Origin of the sequence: Dawidia soli (assembly GCF_018598185.1) — a bacterium.
Taxonomy (GTDB): Bacteria; Bacteroidota; Bacteroidia; order Cytophagales; family Cyclobacteriaceae; genus Ohtaekwangia; species Ohtaekwangia soli.
In genome coordinates this window covers 32,158-54,482 of the sequence record NZ_JAHESC010000020.1, presented here as the reverse complement: position 1 = coordinate 54,482, position 22,325 = coordinate 32,158, and the positions used below count along the sequence as shown (strand labels likewise).

19 protein-coding genes are annotated in these 22,325 nt (G+C 53.7%); 7 read left to right on the top strand and 12 right to left on the bottom strand.

Annotated elements, in window-relative coordinates; all coding sequences use genetic code 11:
• Positions 1 to 11 precede the first annotated feature (11 nt).
• From KK078_RS14730 to KK078_RS14690, 9 genes are all read right to left on the bottom strand, one after another.
• Positions 12 to 1,202: an FtsW/RodA/SpoVE family cell cycle protein gene (locus tag KK078_RS14730; RefSeq protein ID WP_254091110.1), complete on the bottom strand. Its 1,191-nt coding sequence runs from the start codon at positions 1,200 to 1,202 to the stop codon at positions 12 to 14.
• 2 nt (positions 1,203 to 1,204) lie between these two features.
• Positions 1,205 to 2,557 (bottom strand): UDP-N-acetylmuramoyl-L-alanine--D-glutamate ligase, encoded by a 1,353-nt coding sequence (gene murD / locus KK078_RS14725; protein ID WP_254091049.1) that lies wholly within the window; start codon positions 2,555 to 2,557, stop codon positions 1,205 to 1,207.
• Positions 2,558 to 2,595: 38 nt separating this feature from the next.
• On the bottom strand, positions 2,596 to 3,837 hold the full coding sequence (gene mraY, locus KK078_RS14720; RefSeq protein ID WP_254091048.1) for a phospho-N-acetylmuramoyl-pentapeptide-transferase: 1,242 nt from the start codon (positions 3,835 to 3,837) through the stop codon (positions 2,596 to 2,598).
• A gap of 16 nt (positions 3,838 to 3,853) precedes the next feature.
• On the bottom strand, positions 3,854 to 5,317 hold the full coding sequence (locus tag KK078_RS14715; protein WP_254091047.1) for a UDP-N-acetylmuramoyl-L-alanyl-D-glutamate--2,6-diaminopimelate ligase: 1,464 nt from the start codon (positions 5,315 to 5,317) through the stop codon (positions 3,854 to 3,856).
• Positions 5,318 to 5,413: 96 nt separating this feature from the next.
• A complete protein-coding gene (locus KK078_RS14710; protein WP_254091046.1) occupies positions 5,414 to 7,504 on the bottom strand; it encodes a penicillin-binding protein in 2,091 nt (696 codons plus the stop codon).
• A complete protein-coding gene (locus tag KK078_RS14705; RefSeq protein WP_254091045.1) occupies positions 7,494 to 7,889 on the bottom strand; it encodes an FtsL-like putative cell division protein in 396 nt (131 codons plus the stop codon). The genes KK078_RS14710 and KK078_RS14705 overlap by 11 nt, the downstream gene beginning before the upstream one ends.
• A 28-nt stretch (positions 7,890 to 7,917) precedes the next feature.
• Positions 7,918 to 8,838 (bottom strand): 16S rRNA (cytosine(1402)-N(4))-methyltransferase RsmH, encoded by a 921-nt coding sequence (gene rsmH / locus KK078_RS14700; protein ID WP_254091044.1) that lies wholly within the window; start codon positions 8,836 to 8,838, stop codon positions 7,918 to 7,920.
• A 2-nt stretch (positions 8,839 to 8,840) separates the two neighbouring features.
• Positions 8,841 to 9,284, bottom strand: a complete 444-nt coding sequence (gene mraZ / locus KK078_RS14695) for a division/cell wall cluster transcriptional repressor MraZ (RefSeq protein ID WP_254091043.1) — start codon at positions 9,282 to 9,284, stop codon at positions 8,841 to 8,843.
• Between the two features lie 407 nt (positions 9,285 to 9,691).
• Positions 9,692 to 10,000, bottom strand: coding sequence for a hypothetical protein (locus KK078_RS14690; protein ID WP_254091042.1), 309 nt, complete (start codon positions 9,998 to 10,000; stop codon positions 9,692 to 9,694).
• Between the two features lie 176 nt (positions 10,001 to 10,176).
• Between KK078_RS14690 and KK078_RS14685 the strand changes: the two genes are divergently transcribed.
• Together KK078_RS14685 and KK078_RS14680 are read left to right on the top strand one after the other, a co-directional pair.
• Positions 10,177 to 10,890: a response regulator gene (locus KK078_RS14685; protein ID WP_254091041.1), complete on the top strand. Its 714-nt coding sequence runs from the start codon at positions 10,177 to 10,179 to the stop codon at positions 10,888 to 10,890.
• Positions 10,887 to 12,218, top strand: coding sequence for a sensor histidine kinase (locus KK078_RS14680; protein WP_254091040.1), 1,332 nt, complete (start codon positions 10,887 to 10,889; stop codon positions 12,216 to 12,218). The genes KK078_RS14685 and KK078_RS14680 overlap by 4 nt, the downstream gene beginning before the upstream one ends.
• A gap of 119 nt (positions 12,219 to 12,337) precedes the next feature.
• On the opposite strand, the gene KK078_RS14675 is transcribed toward KK078_RS14680, so the two are convergent.
• Positions 12,338 to 14,770 (bottom strand): ABC transporter permease, encoded by a 2,433-nt coding sequence (locus KK078_RS14675; RefSeq protein ID WP_254091039.1) that lies wholly within the window; start codon positions 14,768 to 14,770, stop codon positions 12,338 to 12,340.
• Positions 14,771 to 14,951: 181 nt separating this feature from the next.
• Here KK078_RS14675 and KK078_RS14670 point away from each other — a divergent pair, with 181 nt between their 5' ends.
• Both KK078_RS14670 and KK078_RS14665 read left to right on the top strand, forming a co-directional pair.
• The gene (locus tag KK078_RS14670; protein ID WP_254091109.1) at positions 14,952 to 16,316 is read left to right on the top strand and encodes a sigma-54-dependent transcriptional regulator; all 1,365 of its coding nucleotides are present in this window, start codon (positions 14,952 to 14,954) and stop codon (positions 16,314 to 16,316) included.
• The gene (locus tag KK078_RS14665) at positions 16,306 to 17,670 is read left to right on the top strand and encodes a sensor histidine kinase (protein WP_254091038.1); all 1,365 of its coding nucleotides are present in this window, start codon (positions 16,306 to 16,308) and stop codon (positions 17,668 to 17,670) included. The genes KK078_RS14670 and KK078_RS14665 overlap by 11 nt, the downstream gene beginning before the upstream one ends.
• Before the next feature lie 26 nt (positions 17,671 to 17,696).
• Here the strand turns inward: KK078_RS14665 and KK078_RS14660 are convergent, their stop codons facing one another.
• Both KK078_RS14660 and KK078_RS14655 read right to left on the bottom strand, forming a co-directional pair.
• Positions 17,697 to 18,419 carry a LytR/AlgR family response regulator transcription factor gene (locus KK078_RS14660; RefSeq protein WP_254091037.1) on the bottom strand — a complete coding sequence of 241 codons (723 nt, stop codon included), beginning with the start codon at positions 18,417 to 18,419 and terminating at the stop codon, positions 17,697 to 17,699.
• Positions 18,397 to 19,551 carry a sensor histidine kinase gene (locus KK078_RS14655; protein ID WP_254091036.1) on the bottom strand — a complete coding sequence of 385 codons (1,155 nt, stop codon included), beginning with the start codon at positions 19,549 to 19,551 and terminating at the stop codon, positions 18,397 to 18,399. The genes KK078_RS14660 and KK078_RS14655 overlap by 23 nt, the downstream gene beginning before the upstream one ends.
• A gap of 236 nt (positions 19,552 to 19,787) precedes the next feature.
• Between KK078_RS14655 and KK078_RS14650 the strand changes: the two genes are divergently transcribed.
• From KK078_RS14650 to KK078_RS14640, 3 genes are all read left to right on the top strand, one after another.
• Positions 19,788 to 20,396, top strand: coding sequence for a retropepsin-like aspartic protease (locus tag KK078_RS14650; protein ID WP_254091035.1), 609 nt, complete (start codon positions 19,788 to 19,790; stop codon positions 20,394 to 20,396).
• A complete protein-coding gene (locus KK078_RS14645) occupies positions 20,393 to 20,599 on the top strand; it encodes a hypothetical protein (RefSeq protein WP_254091034.1) in 207 nt (68 codons plus the stop codon). Before KK078_RS14650 ends, KK078_RS14645 begins: the two co-directional genes overlap by 4 nt.
• Before the next feature lie 69 nt (positions 20,600 to 20,668).
• The gene (locus tag KK078_RS14640; RefSeq protein WP_254091033.1) at positions 20,669 to 22,093 is read left to right on the top strand and encodes an APC family permease; all 1,425 of its coding nucleotides are present in this window, start codon (positions 20,669 to 20,671) and stop codon (positions 22,091 to 22,093) included.
• The last annotated feature ends 232 nt before the right edge of the window (positions 22,094 to 22,325 follow it).

Below are 22,325 nucleotides of genomic sequence, written 5' to 3'. Positions count from 1 at the left end.
TACATACTATCTTACGCCGCTTTCGCAGCCGGTACGTTTTTCGGTTGTTTATGTTGTTCGCGTTCTTCGCCGCCTTCTGTGTGTTGCTCCCAGTGGGCGTCTTTCTCACCGCGGCTTACGCTGAGCACAATACCCAGGGCAAGTCCCGTAAAGACCATCGATGTCCCCCCCATGGAGATGAGTGGCAACGGCTGCCCCGTGATCGGCCCGAGGCCCACCACCACGCCCATGTTCACCATCGCCTGACAGACCGTATCGAAGCATAGCCCCGCCGAGAGTAATCCGCCAAAGGCCCGCTCGCTGGCATACGACGCTTTCATGCCGCGATGCAGCAACAGCAGGTACAAGGCCAGTACAACGATGCCTCCTACCATGCCATATTCCTCGATGACGATGGCATAGATAAAGTCAGAGTACGGGTGCGGCAAAATGTTGCGCTGGTCGCTGTTACCCGGCCCCTTGCCCAGTATACCCCCGGTGGCCACCGCAATGCGGCCCTGTATGGCCTGGAACGGAAGGTGTGTGCCTTCGATATAGCTCTTGATCCGATTCTTGGCCGTTTCACCGCGTGAACCGAACTTGAGGGCTAATGCGCCGAACAGCAATCCCACAAACACCAGCATCGCCAGGTACTTGGTCGGCACGCGGCCGATAAACATGATCAGCATACAGGTCACCAGCAGCAGCACCGCCGTCGACAAGTTCGTCAAGGCGATCAAACCGCAGATCACGCCGCACCAGAACAGGATCGGAATGAGCGACTCTTTAATATCGTCGATGTTCTGCTGACGCTTCGACAGCATACTGGCCAGGTTTACGATCAATGCCAGCGACGCAAAATCAGAAGGCTGGAACGAGCCCACGATCGGAATATAGATCCAGCGCGCAGCGTCGTTCAGCGATACACCGTTGGTGAACGTATAGATCAACAGCGGGATACTGATCCACAGGGCAAACTTGGAGAGCTTGGAATAATACCGGTAGTCCACACGGTGCGCAAACCACATCGCCGCCAGGCCGATGAATACGTGCATGGTGTGCGTCAGCAGGATGCGCTCGGGCATGGTCGAATGTTTGTACGCCAGCGTACCGATGGAGCTATAGACCACCAGGATGCTGATAGCCGACAATGCAAATACAACCGCCCAGATGACCTTGTCACCTTCGAGGTTTTTGTCCGCCCACTCTTTAACCTTGATCATCATTACCCCTCCACTTCTTTTTTCAAATCCAATACAGCTTTTCTAAACTGATCACCCCGGTCCTCGTAGTTCCGGAAGAGATCAAAGCTTGCACACGCGGGAGACAGCAGCACCACGTCGCCGGGCTTTGCCTCCTGCAGGGCCATCTTCACCAGCTCGGGCACGCTCTGTGTCTCCTGTATGACAGGCACCACGTTGCCGAAAGCTTTCTTCAGCTTCTCATTGTCCTTGCCCAGACAGATCAGGGCACGAACCTTTTGCCTCACGGCATCTTCGATCAGGCCATAGTCGTTGCCTTTATCGACACCGCCAGCAATCCACACCAGCGGCTTGTCATAGCTGCCGAGCGCATATACGACAGAGTCCACGTTGGTGGCCTTCGAGTCGTTTACAAAATCAACCCCGTTGATCGTCGCCACCGCCTCGAGGCGATGCGGGGCGTTTTTAAAGGTTTTCAGTCCCGCGCGGATCGCCGGCACTGAAACACCCGCCAGGTAGGCTGCCGATACGGCGGCCATGGTGTTGATCAGGTTGTGCGGGCCCTTCAGGGTCGTGTCCTCCTGGGCAATGCTAAAGTGCTCGCCGAGATCAAAGCGCATCACCGAGCCGTCATAGTACGCCGGCGCCGCCTTGTCGCGCTGCAACGATACCGCCACCTGCTTGGCGGCGATCTCGCGTTTCTTCAGCTCGGCCGAAATGACCACGTCATCTGTATAGTAGATAAAGTGGTTCGGAACCTTCATGTTCCGGATCAGCTGGAATTTCGAGTCGACATACTTCTGCATGCTATACTCGTAGCGGTCCAGGTGGTCGGGAGTAATGTTCAGCAGCACACCGATGGCCGGTGAAAAATCACACGTACCGTCCAGCTGGTAGCTGCTCATTTCCAGTACATACCAGTCGAACTTCTCGGTTGTGATCTGGCGTGCCAGGCTAAAGCCTACATTGCCCGCCAGCGCAACCTTGTGGCCGGCACTTTGCAGCAAGTGATATGTCAGCAGCGTTGTTGTCGTCTTGCCGTTGGTACCCGTGATGGCGATGATCTTACCATCGATGTACCGCGAGGCAAACTCGATCTCGTCGATGATCGTGATGCCGGCCGCCTTGATCTTTTTGATGATCTCGGCCTTATCGGGAATACCGGGGCTTTTGATCACCAGGCTGGCCATACAAATCTGCTCTTCGGTGTGCTTGCCTTCTTCGAACGGAATACCGGCAGCCGTCAACTCAGCCTTGTACTTGTCTTTGATCGGACCCTGGTCTGACACGAAGACGTCGTACCCCTTCGCTTTCGCGAGTATGGCAGCACCCGTTCCGCTTTCTCCTGCACCTACAATGGCAATCCGTTCAATCATTTTTTGCTTTTTATACTCAAGCGTTCTTTCAATCTCTGTTAGCGGAGCTTCAGGGTGGCCAGCGTCAGGATGGCCAACAAGATGCCGCAGATCCAGAAGCGCGTCACGATCTTTGCTTCGTGAATGTTCTTCTTCTGGTAGTGGTGGTGCAGCGGCGACATCAAAAAGATGCGACGCCCCTCACCGTATTTCTTCTTGGTGTACTTGAAGTACGACACCTGAATGATCACCGACAGGTTCTCGATCAGGAAAATGCCGCACAACACGGGTATCAACAGCTCTTTGCGTACGGCCAGCGCCAGCACAGCAATGACACCGCCCAGCGTCAGGCTACCCGTGTCGCCCATGAATACCTGCGCGGGATATGCGTTGTACCACAGAAAACCCAAACATGCCCCCACGAACGCCGTACAGAAAATCACCAGCTCGGCCAGGTTCGGGATGTACATGATATTGAGATAGCTACTAAAGTCTATGCGTCCTGACAGATACGCCAGGATCGCCAGCGTGATCCCGATAATACCCGAGGTACCTGCGGCGAGGCCGTCGATCCCGTCGGTAATATTCGCACCGTTCGACACCGCCGTGATGATCAGGATCACCACCAGCACGTACAGCACCCAGGTGTACTGGCGCAGTGCCTCGGGCAGGATCTTACCATAGTCCAGCTCGTTGTTCTTGACAAACGGCACGGTGGTGATCGTCGTCTTTTTGTCTTTATAATGCACCTTGTCCGTGGTCGGTCCCGTCTCCCGCTGGAAGTCCTGTACCTCCCGCGTGGTGAGAGACGATGCATTGTCTATTTCGCGCACCACTACAAAGTCGTTGAAGTACAGCGTCAGGCCCACGATCAACCCCAGGCCCACCTGACCTACGATCTTGAAACGACCCGCCAGGCCCTCTTTGTTCTTGCGGAATACTTTAATATAGTCATCCAGGAAACCGATCAACCCCAACCAGCATGTGGCGATGATGAGCAGCACTACGTAGACGTTATCCAGCTTGGCGAACAACAGCGTGGGCACCAGGATGGCCGCGATGATGATTAGGCCGCCCATGGTGGGGGTGCCTTTCTTCTGCATCTGCCCTTCCAGGCCGAGGTCGCGAATGCTTTCGCCCACCTGTTTGCGGCGCAGGAAGTTGATCAGGTTCTTGCCGAAGGTGATCGTAATGAGCAATGACAGGAATGCCGCCATGCCCGCGCGGAATGAAATATACTGAAACACCCCCGCTCCCGGGAAGTTCAGCTCATTCAGATAATCAAATAAATAGTAAAGCATTCCTCGATCAGTATCGCTAGTGTGTCATCAGTTTTATCATACGGGCCACCACCTCGCGGTCGTCAAACGGGTACTTCACCCCTTTGATCTCCTGGTAGTCTTCGTGTCCTTTGCCGGCCACGAGTATAATGTCGTGGTCTTTGGCCATCATGCAAGCCGTTTTGATGGCCTCCTCGCGGTCGGACATCACCAGGGTCTTGCGTGTTTCTGTAGGCGTTACACCGGTCTGCATCTCGCGGATGATCTCCATGGGGTCTTCATCCCGCGGGTTATCCGACGTCAGCACAACCTTGTCGCTAAAGCGGCAAGCGATCGAAGCCATCAGCGGCCGCTTCGTCTTGTCGCGGTTGCCGCCACAGCCCACCACGGTAATAACCTGCTCGTTACCGGTGCGGAATTGCGCGATAGTTTCCAATACATTCTTCAATGCATCGGGCGTGTGGGCGTAGTCTACAATGGCGGTAAACTTCGAGCCGGGCATGACCAGCTCAAACCGGCCCGGGGCACCCTTCAGCGACGAAAGCTGTGTCAGCACCTCTTCGGAGTCCTCACCCAACAACACCGCCGCGCCATAGACGCCCAGCAGGTTGTAGGCGTTGAAATCGCCGATCATCTTAAACCATACATTCTTACCGCCGATCTCCAGCTCGAGTCCTTCGATGGAATTGGTAATGATCTTGCCTTTGAAGTCGACCATCTTTTTCAAGCCAAAGGTGTGCTTGGCCGCGCGCGTGTTCTGCAGCATGACCATGCCGCGTTTGTCGTCGGCATTGACCAGGGCAAACGCGTCGCTGTTCAGATCGTCGAAGTATTTCTTCTTGGCTTTGATATAGTTCTCGAACGTTTTGTGATAGTCCAGGTGATCGTGCGTGATGTTGGTAAAAATCGCGCCAGCGAATTTTAATCCGGCAATACGCTCCTGGTCCACCGCGTGCGAGCTCACTTCCATAAATACATGCGAACAGCCGGCCTCCACCATGCGCTGCAACAGTGCGTTGAGCTGAATGGGGTCCGGTGTAGTATGTGTTGATGGAACGATCGTGTCATTTATACGATTCTCAACCGTCGAGATCAGGCCTACGGCGTATCCCAGCTTGGTAAAGAGCTGGAACAATAACGTCGCCGTGGTTGTTTTACCATTGGTGCCCGTCACACCGGTGAGCTTGAGTTTATCCGAGGGGTTGTTGTGGAAGTTTGCAGCCATTACACCGAGTGCATGCGCGCTGTTTTTTACGGTTACATAGGTTACCGTCTCCGAGATCATCTCCGGCAGCTTCTCGCACACCACGGCCACGGCTCCTTGCGCTACGGCCTTTTCGATATACACATGTCCGTCAGACTGTGTGCCGCGTACCGCTACAAACAATGTTCCAGGCGTTACTTTGCGCGAGTCAAAGCAAAGATTCGATACTTCCACGTGCATATTGCCATAGCTGGAAGTCAGCGAAACTTTATAGACGATATCTTTGAGCTCTGCCACGTTTATAATCCGGTATATTTTTTTCTACGGTCTCTCCCGAAGTATACTTCTAAAGTTATCCACAATTTTTATTCACAATTCCACATTGAGAATATTTTACCCCAGGCGTATATAAATCCTGGCGCCTTTATTTACGCGTGCCCCGGCCGTGATCGACTGTTGTTGCACACGTCCTTTGCCCTCGTAAAACACATTTAAACCCGACTTCTCCAACAAGAAGATCGCATCGCGAAATGTCATGCCCATAACATCGGGCACCAGGTCGCGACCGCCTGCAGCCTTCTTCCAATTCACGCCGTCACCGGTGCGAGATGATCGTACCCACTCCTCTTCCGTCTGCGAGTGGTTTGAAATACCCAGTTCGTTGCAAAGCATGGTCAGCTCCTGCTGGTTACCCGCACGGATCACCGGCAGCACATCGGTCTTCGCAAACTTCCGCACATCCATCGGCTCGTGCAGGTTGATGTCACGGGCGTAGATGTTGTCGGCAATCTCTTTAAACACCGGCGCCGCCACGCTGCTACCGTATTGATACCACCCACGCGGATTTTTGATCAGCACGATGGCGCTATACTTCGGACTGTGTGCCGGAAAGTATCCCACGAACGACGTGATATACTTCCGCGTATAGCGGCCGTTCTCCAGGATTTGCGCTGTACCCGTCTTACCGGCAATGCGGTAGTGAGTCCCCCGGATGTTCTTGGCCGTGCCTTTTTCAACAACACCCTCCAGCAGCAGTTGCAGCTTATCGAGTGTTTTGCCCGAGCAGATCTGGCTGTTCAATACTTCTGTTTCAAACTTTTCCTCCTCTTCGTCGGCACGGCTCACCGAGCGCACAAACACCGGCTTGATCATCTTGCCGCCGTTTGCCACGGCATTGTACAGGGCCAGCGTGTGCAGCGGCGTGATCTCAAAACCATAACCATAGGCCATCCAGGGTAAGCTGATCCCGCTCCATCCTTTTTGTCCGGGGCGTTTGATCTTCGGCATCGGCTCGCCTACCAGTTGCACACCGAGAGGCTTCGACAGCTTGAGTCTATCTATATAGTCTACAAACTTCTGCGGCTTCAGGCCAAAGTGTTTGTCTACCAGCCTGGCCATCGCTACGTTGGAAGAATGCTCGAACGCCTGCTGAATAGAAACACGGCCCAGGCCGTTTTCTTCGTGGTCGCGTACCGTGCGGTTATAGAAGGTGTACTCACCGTTGCCTACGTCTATTGTGTCGCTCAGCTCGATGTTAGTGTCTTCCAGCAGGGCCATCATTGTTACCAGCTTGAAGGTCGATCCCGGTTCGAACAGGCCGCCGGCCGCAAAGTTGAACTTCTCGTAGAAGCTACCCTGGCCGTTGCTGCTCAGGTTGGACACGGCCTTGATCTCGCCTGTGCTTACTTCCATCACCGCCACCACGCCGTCGTCGGCATTGTGTGCTTTCATGGCCTTGAGCAGTGCCGTCTCGGCAACGTCCTGCAGGTTTATGTCCAGCGTAGTTTGCAGATCCAGACCGTTAACAGCCTTTACGTTGTTAGCATCCTGCACCGGCATCCATACACCACCGGCCAGTTTCTGGTAATAGGCATAACCATCGGTACCGCCGAGCTGCTTGTTAAAGCTGTATTCCAGGCCTGCGCCGACTTCGTCTTCATTGACATACCCAATGGTACGGTCGCTCAGGTTTGAGAACGGCCGGTAACGGCGATCGATCTTTTCGAAGATCGCGCCACCCCGCAAACGTCCTTCGCGGAAGATCGGCCAGGCCATCATCTCTTTTTTACCCTGGTAGTTGATCTGCCGGCGATTGAGGATCACGTATCGTTTGTTTCCCTTCCGGGCGTCGATCAGCATCCGGCGATAGTCTTCCGTCGACTTGTCTTTAAAGAACAACGACAGATGTCTTGCCAACGAATCGATACCTTTCTTAAAAACCTCTTCCTTCACCACGGTAGCATCAAACGCCACTTTATAGAAAGGCAACGATGTAGCCAGCAGGCTGCCGTTGTCGGAATAGATGTTGCCCCGCGTGGCTTTCACGCGCCGGTAGTCGAATGAAATGCGCTCGCCCATCTTCGCCCACTTCTCCCCCTCCACAAACTGAATATGTCCTGTTTTAATGACCACCGCAATGGCAAACAGGACGACAAACAGAAATGCGATCCGTACTCTTAATAATATGGACTTCTTAATATTCACCGTCTCTTACTACTATCTTATAGGGTGGAGTCAAGCTTTCTTCCAATCCATGGTCTTTTACTTTACGCGCTACCTCCGATTGTTTGCTGGCAAACATCAAGTCGGCCTTCAGCGTGGTGTAATCCGCGCGCAGATCCTCTACCTCCGCCTGTATGGCGTTGATGCCCCGCACGGTCTTTTCTGCATAGTGCGTGTTGCTGATATACAAGATGCCCAGCGCCAATACAAACAGGATCTTCGGCAGATACTGCACCGGGAAACCTTCTTCGAAGTAGGTTTCCAGTTTGATGCCGCGCTCCAGGGCAGCAAACAAACCACCACCACCGTTGCCGGCGGTTACGGACGGGTTCTTGCTGGGGCGGATCTTAAATTTGTTTTCGCTCATCGTATTACCGGGCGTATGCTTTTTCGTATTACTTCCTGTCTTCCAGTCTCTCGGCGATCCGCAGTTTTGCGCTGCGTGCCCGCCGGTTTTGTTCAGTTTCTTCTTCCGATGCTTCGATCGGCTTCCGGTTCACCGCCTCAAAGGGTTTCAGCTCGTGGCCGTAGAAGTCTTTCTCTACTTCGCCAAACACTTTTCCTTTGTTGATATAGTTCTTCACCATTCTGTCTTCCAGTGAGTGATAGGACATCACCACCAGCCGGCCTCCGGTATTCATGACTTCGCCACATTGGTGCAAAAAATCTTCAAGAGCTTTCATCTCTGTATTCACTTCGATGCGGAGCGCTTGAAACACCTGGGCGAAATATTTATTCTCCTTGCCGCGCGGGGCTATGCTTTGCAGCACCGCCTTTAGGTCTTCCGTTCGGACGAAGGGGCGATTGGCGCGTTGTTGGGTCACCAGCTTCGCGGCGGTCCGGGCGTTTTTGAGTTCGCCGTACATGCCGAAGAGCTTGTGCAGGTCTTGCTCTGTATATTCGTTCAACACCCGTGCTGCGGTAAGCGCCAGGTTCTGATCCATGCGCATATCGAGCGGGCCGTCAAAGCGGGTAGAGAAGCCACGTTCCGGTGCGTCGATCTGGTGTGAAGAAATGCCGAGATCGGCGAGAATGCCGTCAACCTTGGTAATACCGTTTAGCTTCAGGTACTTTTTCAAGTACATGAAGTTTGCCTGACAAAATGTAAAAGAACGATCCGTGATGCCGGCGGCTTCACGCTTGGCATCTTCATCCTGATCGAAGGCTACCAGCCGGCCGCCCTGGAGATTCTCCAGTATAACCTTACTGTGCCCCCCGCCACCGAACGTCACATCGACGTAGGTGCCTTCGGGTTGAATACGCAGCGCTTCGATACATTCGCGGAGCATGACAGGTTTGTGATAACCTTCTGTCATAGCTACTCGCCCAGGTACTTCTGCGCCAGAGTCGACAATTCACCTGGATCTTGAATCAGGTGCTTCTCGTAAAGGGCAGGATTCCATACCTCTACTTTGTTTCCCATACCGACCAGGATAATGTCCTTTTCGATCTGGGCGTGCGCCAGGTATTTCTTGGGGAGCAGGATCCGGCCGTTGTTGTCCATTTCGACCTCCGTGATCCCCGCGAAAAAACTGCGCTGCAGCGGTACAGCCTCTTTGTTAAACTCATTTAACCCCGAAATCTTCGAGAAGACCTTGTTGAACTCCACCATCGGGTAGATTATGAGGCAAGGATCGAGCGACTTACGGATCATCAGCACATTGCCGTCAGTCTCAGGCAATTGCGCCTTGATCCGCGCAGGCAGGACAAGTCTGCCCTTCGCGTCAAGTTTGCTCTCATATTCACTGGTGAAGAAAGTCATAGACGTGTAGTGGTTGTCTTTTTCTCCTAAGCAAACATAAGTATTTTCATACCACTTTCAACCACTTCCTACCACATTTTTGCATTTTTAACGAAAAAGCACCCGAAAACGCACTTCAAAAGTCATTTTAAGTGGCTAAACGACATGAAAGAAAGTGTATGGACCCTGCGTTTTTGGTTCAAACAGCGGGTTTCTGACAGGCAGAAATGCCAAAGTGGAGTAAAGTGGTTTAAAAAAAGCGCTTGATGCGATCACAAGGAGCAGCAAAGCTTGCTTCAGCCAGGGCCATAAAAAAAAGGCCGCCTCACCTTTTGTGAGACGGCCCCTACCTAACCCTCTGCCCCTTTCCCGAAGGGGCTCTAACCTAAAACCTAAAACTATTTAAAAGCGTTTGCGCGGTCTATGCATTATTGACGTTCCGCTTGCATGCGGGCTACGCCCTTGGACACAACCCAGGACGGTGTGCCGCCGGTAACAACACGCACTGCGGGACGGGCCGTGCGGCGAGTGCTCGCGGCCGCTACACCCTTCGATACGACGGGACCAGCAGCACCCGTAGTGACAACGGCAGGTGTATAGCCCGTTTCACGGAATTGCAATCGTTGTACATCTTTTGAAATCCACACCGGAGCGCTGTCTTTTTTCTCACCTGTCTGTGCCGACGCCGTAAACATCACACAGCCCGCAAAAAACATCATTAACCCTAGCTTTTTCATATGTATTGATCGTTTGTTTCCTCCCCCAATTTTACGGTACACACGCGGTAAACGATATTAGGATCCACTTATAACCCGATTAGAATTATATTAGGACATTAGAAATGCATTAGGATGTCAGTATTATCCCGCAACAACTCGCATTAAATTCCGAAACCGTTTATTATAGGGGTGTTATGAGAATATTGGTCGTCGAAGATGAAACAAAAGTCGCCGAAGTATTAAAGCGCGGCCTCGTAGAAGCCGGGTATGAAACCGACGTTGCCTACGATGGACAGATCGGATTGCGTCTGGCCAAGAGCGGCAGCTACGACCTCATCGTGCTTGATGTGAATTTACCGTTGCTAAATGGCCTGGAGCTCTGCAAACAATTGCGTGAGAAAGATGAGCTCACACCCGTGCTGATGTTGACCGCGCTGGGCATGAGCGATGACATCGTCGCCGGACTAGAGGCAGGCGCCGATGACTATTTGCCCAAACCTTTTCGCTTTAACGAGCTGTATGCACGCATCAAAGCGCTGACACGCCGCCGGCATGTACAGGCACCGCTGGCCGTGGCAACCGATAGCGTCACACCACCGGAAGAGAAGCTCATACTGGCCGACCTGGAAATCGATTTCGACGCGCGCGAGGTAAAACGCGCGGGTAAATTGTTACAGCTTACGGCAAAAGAATATGCCTTGCTGGAGTACCTGGCCCGCAACGCGGGGCGTGTGCGTTCGCGGCTGGAAATTGCCGAGGCCGTGTGGGGGCTGAACTTCGAGACAGGCACCAACTTTATCGATGTATACATCAACTACCTGCGCAATAAGATCGACAAACCGTTTACGCCCAAACTTATCCATACCATCACAGGCTTCGGCTACGTGCTAAAATTACCGGAGTTGTGAAAATAAGACAGCGCCTTGCCCTGCGTTTTATGATCGTGAGCGCACTTGTAACCGGTGCCATCCTGATCTTTATTTACCTCTTTACCCGTGGCTTTGTACATGCCGACTTTGTCGATCGCCTGACACAACAGTCCAGCCTGGAAGTATTACATTATGCCACACCGCATGTACGCGACGTGATGCCTGCTGGCTCGTTCAACCTGGTAAACCCATCCGTATCCATTTATACCCGCGACGGGAAGACGCTGTACAGCCGGGGCGAATACAACATTCCCCCTACCTGGCTCACCTTCCTGCAACAGAACGATGTCTTTAATGCCGAGCGTGGTGAGTATACCACCGCCGGACGCAAGCACGTAGTGAACGACGTCTTATATTTTGTTTTTGTCTCCGCCAAAGACTTGCCCGGCGAGCGCGAGCTGACGTTCCTGCGCAAAGCGACCGTTACGGGCTGGATCGTCAGCCTGGTCCTCTCCTATTTATCGGGAGTATATTTCTCCGGGAAAGCGTTGCAACCGGTAACACGCGTCGTAGAAGAAGTGAACCAAATCACGGAAGACAATCTGGGCCGGCGCCTGGAACCCGACCGCAAGGACGCGGCGGTAGACGAGATCGACGAACTGATCCTAACGTTCAACGCCCTGCTGGGGCGTATCGAGCGCGCCTTTGTCAATCAACGACGGTTTGTACAAAACGCCTCGCACGAGCTAAAGACACCCCTCACCGCCATCATGGCGGAAGTAGAGCTGGCACTTACCCGGCAGCGGCCACCTGAGGAATACCAACGCACCCTGCACGTAGTCTTGCAGGAAACCGAACGACTCGCTACGATCACGCAAGGGCTCCTGACGCTGGCACGCCTGGAAGAAGGACCGAAAACCGAAATGAACACCCTTGACGTGTCAGAGCTGGTAGACCGAACGCTGGCGGCCTTCAGCCTCCACCACCCCGAGCGCACGGTGATCCGTGAAGGGAAATTAGGCTCGGCGCCGCTGCAAGGCAACTTTCACCTGCTGCAGACCGCGTTGCTCAACATCCTGGACAATGCCTATAAATACTCCTCCGGCGACATCTCGGTCATCCTGAGCAGCACCGACCGCGACGTGACCATCGTGATCCAGGACTACGGCATCGGCATTCCGCCCGACGATCTGCAGCGGATACGCGTGCCGTTGTTCCGCGCCTCCAATGCATGGTCCATTCCGGGGGCAGGGCTTGGATTGTCCTTAGTCGACCGTATCGTGTGGGTACATCGCGGCACTTTTCAGATCGCCAGCGAAGAAGGCGAGGGCACACGCTGCACCGTGCGACTGCCCCTGACTTCGTAAACAAATCCGGCAATATATAGTAAAGCACTAGTCCCTTAGGGACGCAACATATCAGCCCAGGCTGAAGGCCTGGGTCTGTGATGCACGAATACGCAGCCCTGTAAGGGCGTAACAATTTTTTACTCCGCCGCCAATACCTCGGCCGGGTTCGTCACCGCGGCGCGAATGGACCGATAGCCGACCGTGAGCAGTGCAATGATCAGCGTGACAACGACCGCCAACAGGAACACCCACCACGGCATGTCGATGCGGTAGGCAAAACCTTGCAGCCAGTTGTCCATGAAGAAATAAGCCAGTGGGGCGGCCAACGCAAACGCTATCAGGATCAGCTTGATAAACTCGCGCGTAAAGAGCATGACGATGCTGGCCACCGACGCGCCCATGACCTTGCGGATGCCTACCTCCTTTAGCTTCTGATTCGCCATGAAGGAAATCAGGCCATATAATCCCAGACAACCGATAAAGATGGAGATGCCCGCAAAGATCTTGAAGAGCGTAAAGGTGCGCTCGTCCTGCCGGTATTGTCCGGCGACTTCCTCGTCGAGGAACGTATACTCGAAGTAGAAGTCGGGGTATACACTTTCCCAGGCCGTCCGGATGGCGGCAATGGTTTGCGATAGGTTCTGGCTGTTCACTTTGATGCCTGCATCATAATAGAACCTTGGAAAGTTCATCATGATCACGGGCACTATGGGTTCGTGCAGCGATGTGGTGTGATAGTCCGCCACGACGCCCGCGATCTCCGCTTCGATGCCATATACGCCGGTGATGATCGTTTGCCCGATGGCCGCCTGAGGATTTGGGAAGCCCAGCCGCCGGATCGCCGCTTCATTTAAGATATACACGTAATGCCGTTGCTCCAGGGGTAAATCCAGGCCGGTTTGTTTTTCGTCCGTATCGTTCAGCCAACGGCCGGCCAGCAGCTTGATGCCGTAGGTCTCCAGGTAATGCCAGTCGACGGGCTTGACGGTGGTGGTGTATCCTTCACTCGACTTTTCGTTCCGCTGAAAATTTGTCCGGAAGACATTGTCCGATGTGGGCGGTCCGAGGGAAAGCGATACATGCTGTACTTCGGGGATGGCTTCCAACCGGGTGCGCAACGACGCCTGCAACGATACGTCCGGTTTGGGCAGCGGCACGTTGATGATAGCCTCCTGGCTAAAACCGAGTGATTTGTCGCGGAAGTAGGTCATCTGCCCGGCAATCACCAGCGTACAGATGATCAGCACCTGGGCAATACCAAATTGAAATACCACCAGCACCTTTCGTACGCCGGCGCCCGACGTGCCTTGCGCTGTCACTTTACTTTTAAGGACTGTCGCAGGATTAAAGCCCGACAGGATAACGGCCGGGTAAAATCCCGAGAAGACAGTTGTAAAAAGAATCAGCACCAACAGAAAAACCAGCAGCATACCGTTCGACAGCAAGTTCACGCGCAGGCTTTTTTCAAGAAATCCATTCAACCAGGGCAACGTCCACTCAGTGATGCAGAGCGAGATCAATACGGCGATCAGCGTAATGAGGAACGTCTCTCCTAAGAAATACAACGTCAGCTGCCGGCGGCGTGCGCCGAGCGTTTTGCGTACGCCGATCTCCTTTGCTTTGCGCATAGCCAGCGCAGTGGCCAGGTTGATAAAGTTTACACATGCGATCATCAGGATAAAGATCCCCAGGATCCCCATCACCCACAGATTAGACGCGTCGATGGCTTTCGTCACCGTGGCATGATCCGTAAACTGCGTATCGAAATGTATCGTGCGCAGCGATTGCAGTTCGAACACACGATTACGATTATGCTCCTTTTCGTCCTTCTTGTAGTATTTGTCGATAAATCCTTCCAGTCCTTTTAAAACTGTCTCGGGCGTCATGTTATCCGGCAAGACAAAATACGTATAGCCGGCCGCCGTCATGTCCCACGAGTCGAGCGGAAACCCGCCGAAGATATCGCTCTTCAGGGAAGCCATGGAAATGACCATCGTGAACTGGATGTGCGACTCGGGCACGGGGTCCTCGATAATGCCCACCACCTCCAGATCTTCCACACCGTTGTACCGGATCGTGCCGTGATCCTGCCCCTTCAGCAATTTGTCAGCCGTGGACCGGGTCAGAAATACTTTGCCCGGTTCGCCCAGCTCAATTCTGGGGTTACCCGACAGTACCTTGAAATCAAATACCTCAAAGAATAACGAGTCGGCGTATACTATATCTTTCAACATCCGCTTGTCGTCGCCCACGGCCACCAGGCTTTCGTCCTGCACGTGGATCTGCGTGACCAGGGGGATTTGGGAAAAGTCGTTGCGAAATGCTTTGGCGACGGGGTACGGGGTCGCGGCATTCAGCTCTTCGCCTGACGACGAACGGGTACGCTGTGTAATGCGGTAGATGTTGTCATAGTGTTTGTGAAAGCGATCGAACCGCACCTCATACGAGATCAACAGGAAAATGATGATGCAGGCCGTCAGGCCGATAGTCAATCCCAGCACGTTAATGAGCGTATAGCTCCGGTTGCGGAGGACGTTTCGAAAGGCAAGCAGCAGATAATTCTTGATCATAAAGCCGAAAGTTAGTGATCCAGGTCATCCAAATGCAGTGCCACACTCGCAATTATCTATTCTCCAATCAATTACACATAAAGCACCATAAATTCACACAGTAAAGTGTATCACTTCCGATACACTCATTTGTTTGTTTCCGATACAATTCTCTACCTTTCCCGACGACAAAAACACGCGTATGACCACCGCCTCGGTATTGATTGTTGATGACGAACGGGACATCCTGGAAACCGCGCGGATGTTCCTGAAGCAAGAGCTGAGCACCGTACATATCGAAGGCGACCCCACACAGTTGCCGGCGCGGATGAAAACAACGGACTACGACGTGATCCTGCTCGACATGAATTTCACGCGCGGCGTGAACGACGGTGAAGAGGGATTTTACTGGCTCAGCGAAATTCTACGCCTCGATCCACAGGCGGTTGTCATTCTCATTACCGCCTACGGCGAAGTGGATCTGGCGGTAAAGGCGATGAAGAATGGCGCGACGGACTTTGTACTTAAACCATGGAAGAACCAGAAGCTGCTGGGCACCATCCTCTCGGCCTTGCAGCTACGCCGTTCGAAAAGGGAAGTTGTCCGGTTAAAAGAAACACAGGAAAAACTTAGCGGCGACCTCGATCATCACTATCATGAGTTCATCGGCACCTCACCCGCCATACAGCGCGTCCAAGAGCTTATTACACGGGTGGCCGCGACCGACGCAGACGTGTTGATCCTCGGTGAAAACGGCACGGGCAAGGAGTTGGTCGCGCGGGCCATTCACCGGCAGTCCGCACGGCGTGACCATGTATTTATCAGCGTAGACCTGGGGGCCATTAGCGAGACGCTTTTTGAGAGCGAGCTGTTCGGACATGCAAAGGGCGCCTTTACCGACGCACGCCACGACAAGGCCGGCCGCTTTGAGATCGCCGCGGGCGGCACCATCTTCCTGGACGAGATCGGCAACCTTTCCCTCGCCCTGCAAGCCAAATTGCTGACGGTGCTGCAACACCGCCGGATACAACGGGTGGGCTCGGCTAAAGAACTGGCGGTAGACTTCCGGCTGATCTGTGCCACGAACATGCCGCTGCACGAGATGGTCTTCGACAAGAGATTCCGGCAGGACCTGCTCTATCGCATCAACACCGTTGAGATTCGCGTGCCGTCGCTGCGCGAGCGGACCGACGACATCCCCCTGCTGGCCGAGCACTTCCTGGCGCGCTATGCACAGAAGTATAAGCGACCGGGTATGAAGTTCGATAAAGCCGTGTTAAGCCGTTTGAAGAAATATGCCTGGCCCGGCAACATTCGCGAACTGCAGCACGCGGTAGAACGCGCAGTGATCCTTACCGAAGGTAAAGTTATCGCCTCCGAAGGGCTGCTTACCGGCGGCGTCACGCGCCAGCCCGTTACGGCTGCTCCGCAGACGCTCGACGAAATGGAGAAACTGTTTATTCAGCAAGCGTTGGCCAACCACCAGGGCAACGTCAGTACCACGGCCCGGACATTGGGCCTTACACGCACTGCACTTTACCGCCGAATGAAACGCCATGGCATTTAATCAAAACTTTACGGTACAGATCGTGATACGCACGACACTGCTGCTCATGAGCATGGTAGCGTTTGCCTGGCTCTTGCAGTATCCTCACATGCGGTTTAACCAGCTTACCGTTGCCCTGCTCGTAGTGTTGCAAGCCGGCGGCCTGATCTGGTACGTGCAAAAGACCAACCGCGCGCTGGAGCGTTTTTTCCTTGGCATCCGTCACGGCGACCTGACCATGACCTTTCAGCAACCCTCCGGCGGCCGCAGCTTCCGCGCCCTGGAAGCAAGCATGCAACAGGTACTGGAAGCGTACCAGCAGGTAAAGGTCGAAAAGGAGGCGCAGTATCGTTTCCTGCAAATGCTCGTGGGCCAGTTGCCGATCGGCATTCTCACCCTGGCGGGTGACGAGCTGGTGCTCATGAATCAAACGGCCGCCAGCTTGCTCCAAGTCGACGACACCCGCGATTGGAAGCACCTGCAGGCACAGCACCCGCACCTGACAAAAGCACTCGAAAACCTCGGTGACCACGGGCGCACCCTGGTAGCGCCCGCGCAGGATGCCGGCACCGGGCACCTGGCCGTGGCCGTAAGTACGACCATCATCCTGGGCAAGCCACACCGGCTGATCAGCCTGCAAGACATTCGCACCGAGATCGAGCAGCAAGAGATTGAAGCCTGGCATAAGCTCATCCGTATTCTCACCCACGAGATCATGAACTCCGTTACGCCCATTGCGTCGCTGACGGAAACATTACAAGATATGCTCACCGATGCCTACGGGCAACCCAAGCCGTATACCACTGTAACAGCCGACAACCTGGACGATATCCGCTTCTCGCTCAACACCATTCACAAACGCAGTGAAGGCCTGCTGAGCTTTGTCGACAAGTATCGCACGTTGTCGCGCATACCCCGGCCTGCCATGGGCTCCATTCACCTCCCCACATTCTTCGACCATCTCAGCAACCTCCTCACACCCGATCTACAACGCCAGGGCATTACACTCACGACAACGGCAGACGATACAGCCTTGACGATTGCCGGCGATGCAGCGCTGATCGAGCAAGTCATTATTAATTTGGTGAGCAACAGTACGTATGCGCTACAGGCCACGCAACAGAAGCAGATCTCGCTCCGCGCCTATGCAGGCGACCGGCACACGATCCTGGAAGTGACCGACAACGGCAAGGGCATTCCGCCGAAAGAGATCAACGATATCTTTATACCGTTCTTCTCCACACGGAAGGAAGGTATGGGCATAGGGCTGAGCTTGTCGAAGCAGATCATGAGCCTGCATGGTGGAACGATTCGGGTACAGTCCGTACCCGGCCAGGGCGCATCCTTTCAGCTATACTTCAAGAAACAATCTTAGTTGGAGTGAGGCGTTAAAAGTAAAACCTACAACAACACATTATCCCGATGCAGCACCTTCAGCGTACTATTCTTGTAATTCCGTCCAATCGGTATCTCCAGACCCCCTACCCGCACCGAGTGCACCGTAAACGAAGACACATGGTCACACGCCACAATAAACGACCGGTGTATCCGCACAAACTTGCTCTCCGGCAGCTTCTGCTCCAGGCAACTGATCTTCTGGTAGGTAATGATCTGACGCTGCTCGGTTTTGATGCGAACGTAGTCGCGCAGACTTTCGATGTATAGTATATCTTTCAGAAAGACCTTGATCATTTCGCGATCCTCTTTTACATAGATATACGCACCGTCAAAAGATTGCACGCCGGGCAATACTTCTTCGGTCTGGGCAATGGGCTGACGGAGCTGGTATATCTTGCTGATGCTGCGCAGAAAGCGATCGAAAGAGATCGGCTTTAACAGGTAGTCTACGACATCCAGGTCGTAGGCTTCGAAGGCGTATTCACGGTAGGCAGTGGTGAGTATCACGCGGGGGCGCTGCTTGAGGGACTTGAGCAGCTCGATGCCGGTGATCTGGGGCATCTGTATATCCAGGAAGATCAGGTCTACGGGCCGGTTCTGGATAACGGTAAAGGCGTCGATGGAATTCTCTGCACTTTTTACCAGGGTCAGGCCGTTCACATTGGCGATGTAACGCTCCAGCAACTGCCGGGCCAGGGGTTCGTCATCCACGATCAGACATTTCATACGCTACGGGGCTAGGGTTCAATTCTGTATAGGAGTCTTCTTCTTTTTCTTCGAGGGTCAATCGCAATACGACCAGGTAGGAGTCTTCTTCGTCCAGCACGTCCAGGTGGTAACAGCCGGGGTACATCAGGTCGAGACGTTTTTTCAGATTATCCAGGCCAAAGCCCGAATGAAGGTTGGAGCGATAAGGGCGCTCACTTTCCGGGGGCTTGCTGTTCTCGACTTTAATGATCAGCACGCCGTCTTGAAAGCCGATGTCGATGCGGATCCACGCACCGGTCAGCTGGTGGCTGACGCCGTGCTTAAAACCATTCTCCACAAAGGGCAGCAGCACGAGCGGTGCAACTTTTAAGTGCCCTACATCATCGTATATATTAAAGGCCACCTCCAGGCGGGCATCGTAGCGGATCTGTTCGAGGGCAATGTAGTTGCGGATGTAGTGTATCTCCCGTTCGAGCGGTACTTCGGCGTGATTGCCTTCGTAGAGCATGTAACTCATGAGGCTGGAGAGCTTATACACGATCTCGGGTGTCTTCTCGGATTGCTGCAGGGCCAGCACGTATAAGTTGTTGAGAGTATTAAAAAGAAAGTGAGGATTGATCTGCGACTTGAGCAGCTTGAGCTCGGCTTCGAGCATTTCTTTCTGCAACTGCTGCCGCGCGTCTTCGAGCGCCCGCGTGGCCTGCTCGTGCCGGTACCACTGCCGCACCAGGTGAAAGGACGCCAGAATGCCCACCACGGAATAGATCGAGAAGATGGTGATCAGGATCTTGGGTGTAAAAAAGACGCCCACGCTCATCGCTTCCGGGTAATAAAGCGGATAGATAACATAATACCCCACAACACGGGAGATGATCCCAAAGACCGTCATCGACAACAGCAGCAGGAAGAGGAACCCAGCATACCGGCGCTGAATGAAGAAGCGGTCGATCAGTACATAGAGAGTATAGTACGCCGCCACCAGCTTGACCGGCAGATCGATCAGCGAGCACGCCAGGCGGCGCGCGTAGTCGCCATCGACGCGGCCCCAGACAATGCCCTCATAGAAGACGTAGGCCATCCAGAAGATCACGTGCAGCCAGATGCGGTAGCGATCTTGCCGGAGGTCAAAAAAGGACATTTTTCTATCCATGGCAGGCATTATCTCTCAGCATATACTGTGAATGTCTGAAATAGGTTATAGAACTGCATTCTTTTTAGACAAACGACACTACCGGCCATACAAACGACTTTAGTCGACCGCTGCGGGCTTTTGTGCGGCCCAGGCGGTATGTAACGTTGCGCACGTAACCTTGGTCTAATTGGGCAGTACTGTAAGAAACCCGTTGCTTTTCTTCGCAGTACAATGTCTCTAAAAACAAACTGTGTATGGCACCAACTCTTTACCGTCATGATTCCGGCAAGTGGCTCGCGGGGCTGCTGCTGATCGCTGTTCTCACACGCTGTGCACCGCAACATACGGACATCTCCCGGAAAGAAGAGGAATATTTTTCCTTTCGCATGGTCAACCGCATACCGGTAGTAAGCGGGCGTATCAATGGCAAACCTGCGTGGTTCATCATTGATACAGGCGCCTCCGTTTCGGTGCTGGACGCCCGTGAAGCCGAGCACTTCGGTTTTCAAGTAGCCAATACGGTGTACCACGAAGGGCTTTCGATCAATGGCCTGGGTGGGCGTACCAACGTATACCAGGTGTCAGGATGTGATCTTGCGATTGGGCGGCTACCGTTGAAATATGTCGCCTGGCACAGTCAGGACATGCACATGTTGTTCCGGACGATCCATGATCACGAAGAGATCCGCATCGCGGGCATCATCGGATCGGATGTGTTATCGAAATACCACATCGGCATTCACTACAACAAGCTCGCCCTGTCATACCGGCTACCACGTCGCGCCGTCCCCATTCCGATGACGACCGATACCCTCTCGATCGCACCGGCCCTGACCTCACTCGTCACACCCCACCTGCCATGAAGCCCACACCTGACAATACCGTCAAACACACGACGGACACGCTGGAGCAAAAGCTACAGAAAAAGAAGGCCCAGCTTCGCCTCGCACACACCCGGCTGAAGGCCGCCCGGCAAAAGCTCAAGAAGCTAAAGGCCGTTGTGTTTTACCAACGGCAGCGTATCCTGGAGCTATACCGTGAAAAAAACATCACCGACGACAAATAGGGGTTGCCGCCCGGGGGACGGGTTGGGTATTTGAACATAATTTCCCGTTCTTTACGCCAACCTGAAACTATGGCACAACCATCTTCACAAGGACAACTCGTCCGCTCGCTGGGGCTCTTTTCGGCCTTCATCCTGACCGTCAGCTCCGTTATCGGCTCAGGCGTATATAAGAAAGTAGCCCCCATGGCCACCGAGCTGCTCTCGGCCGACCTGGTCCTTCTGGCGTGGATCCTCGCCGGCCTCATTACGCTGTGCGGTGCGCTCAGCAACGCCGAAGTAGCGGGCTTGCTGGCCGACTCGGGTGGTGAGTTTGTATACTTCCGTAAGCTATACAATCGTTTTTTTGCATTCCTTTTTGGATGGACAACCTTTACCGTGATCCGCTCGGCGGCGGTAGCCTCCATTGCCTATGTCTTCTCGCAATCGTTCAATGCCCTCGTGCCTCTGCCCATGTTGCCGGCCGAGTGGGCCTCGATTTCCATCGGAGGTGTCTTTACTCCTTTCGACAACTTCGGTGTAAAAGTACTGACCGTCCTGCTGATCATGGCGTTGTCGTACAATAACTATATCGGTCTGAAATTTGGCGAAGGCCTGAGCAAGGCCGTGCTGATCATCGTGGTGTTCAGCATCTTTATGATCGTCATCCTCGGGCTCACCATCGGCGGCGGCAGCCTGGAAACATTCCAGACACCGTCCGTCAACTTCCAGCCACGCGACTGGATGAGCGCCTCGTTCATTCAAAGTATGTTTGCCGCCTTGCTCGGTGCCTTCTGGGCGTACGAAGGATGGAGCGCGACCGGCTATATCGGCGGTGAGATCAAGAATCCCAACCGCAACCTGCCGCTGGCCCTCGTGTTCGGGGTCATGTTTGTCATGGTGGTATACCTGTGCATCAACTTCACCTACCTGTACATCCTGCCGGTAGACCAGATCATCGCCTCCAAAACGTCGCAGAATACCATTGCCGCGGTAGCCGTGGTCCGCCACTTTCTCGGCGAGCCCGGGGCATTCTTCATTGCAATCCTTATTTTGCTCACCACCTTTGGCTGCACCAACACCACCCTGCTGGGCCCGCCACGGTTGTACTATGCGATGGCCAAAGAAGGAATGTTCTTCAAAGCCGCATCGTACATTCACCCGAAGTATAATACGCCCTCGAAGGCCATCTGGATCCAGGCCGTGTGGTCGTCCATTCTGGTGTTTTCCGGCAGCTTCGATCAGCTGACCGACATGCTCATCTTTGCCGCGTTTATCTTTTACGGTGCCACCACCCTGGGCGTATTTGTACTGCGCCACAAGATGCCCGACGTACCCCGGCCATACAAGGCATGGGGGTACCCCTTGGTGCCGGCCATCTTTATACTTTTCTGTATCGCATTGATTGTTATCACACTGATCGGCAAACCGCGCGAGGCGCTGATAGGATTGGCACTGATGTGCAGCGGTCTGCCCTTTTATTGGTATTGGAGCCGGCAGGAAAAGCAGCAGGCTTAAAAAACAGAAAGGGTGTCTTTCGACACCCTTTCTATTAACCTATAGACCTAAACCAACTACGACATATAAAGACAGAAGATTTTATAGCGTTTTGATGGGTCAAAGGTACACGTCATGACGGGAAAGGGTAAGAGGAGAAGTACCCATGCTAAAGGGGAAAATCACCCTTGAAGACAAGGGGCAGAATGCTCCATCTTTGTATCACGCAAAGAGAATCCCTCTCTCGAAAGCA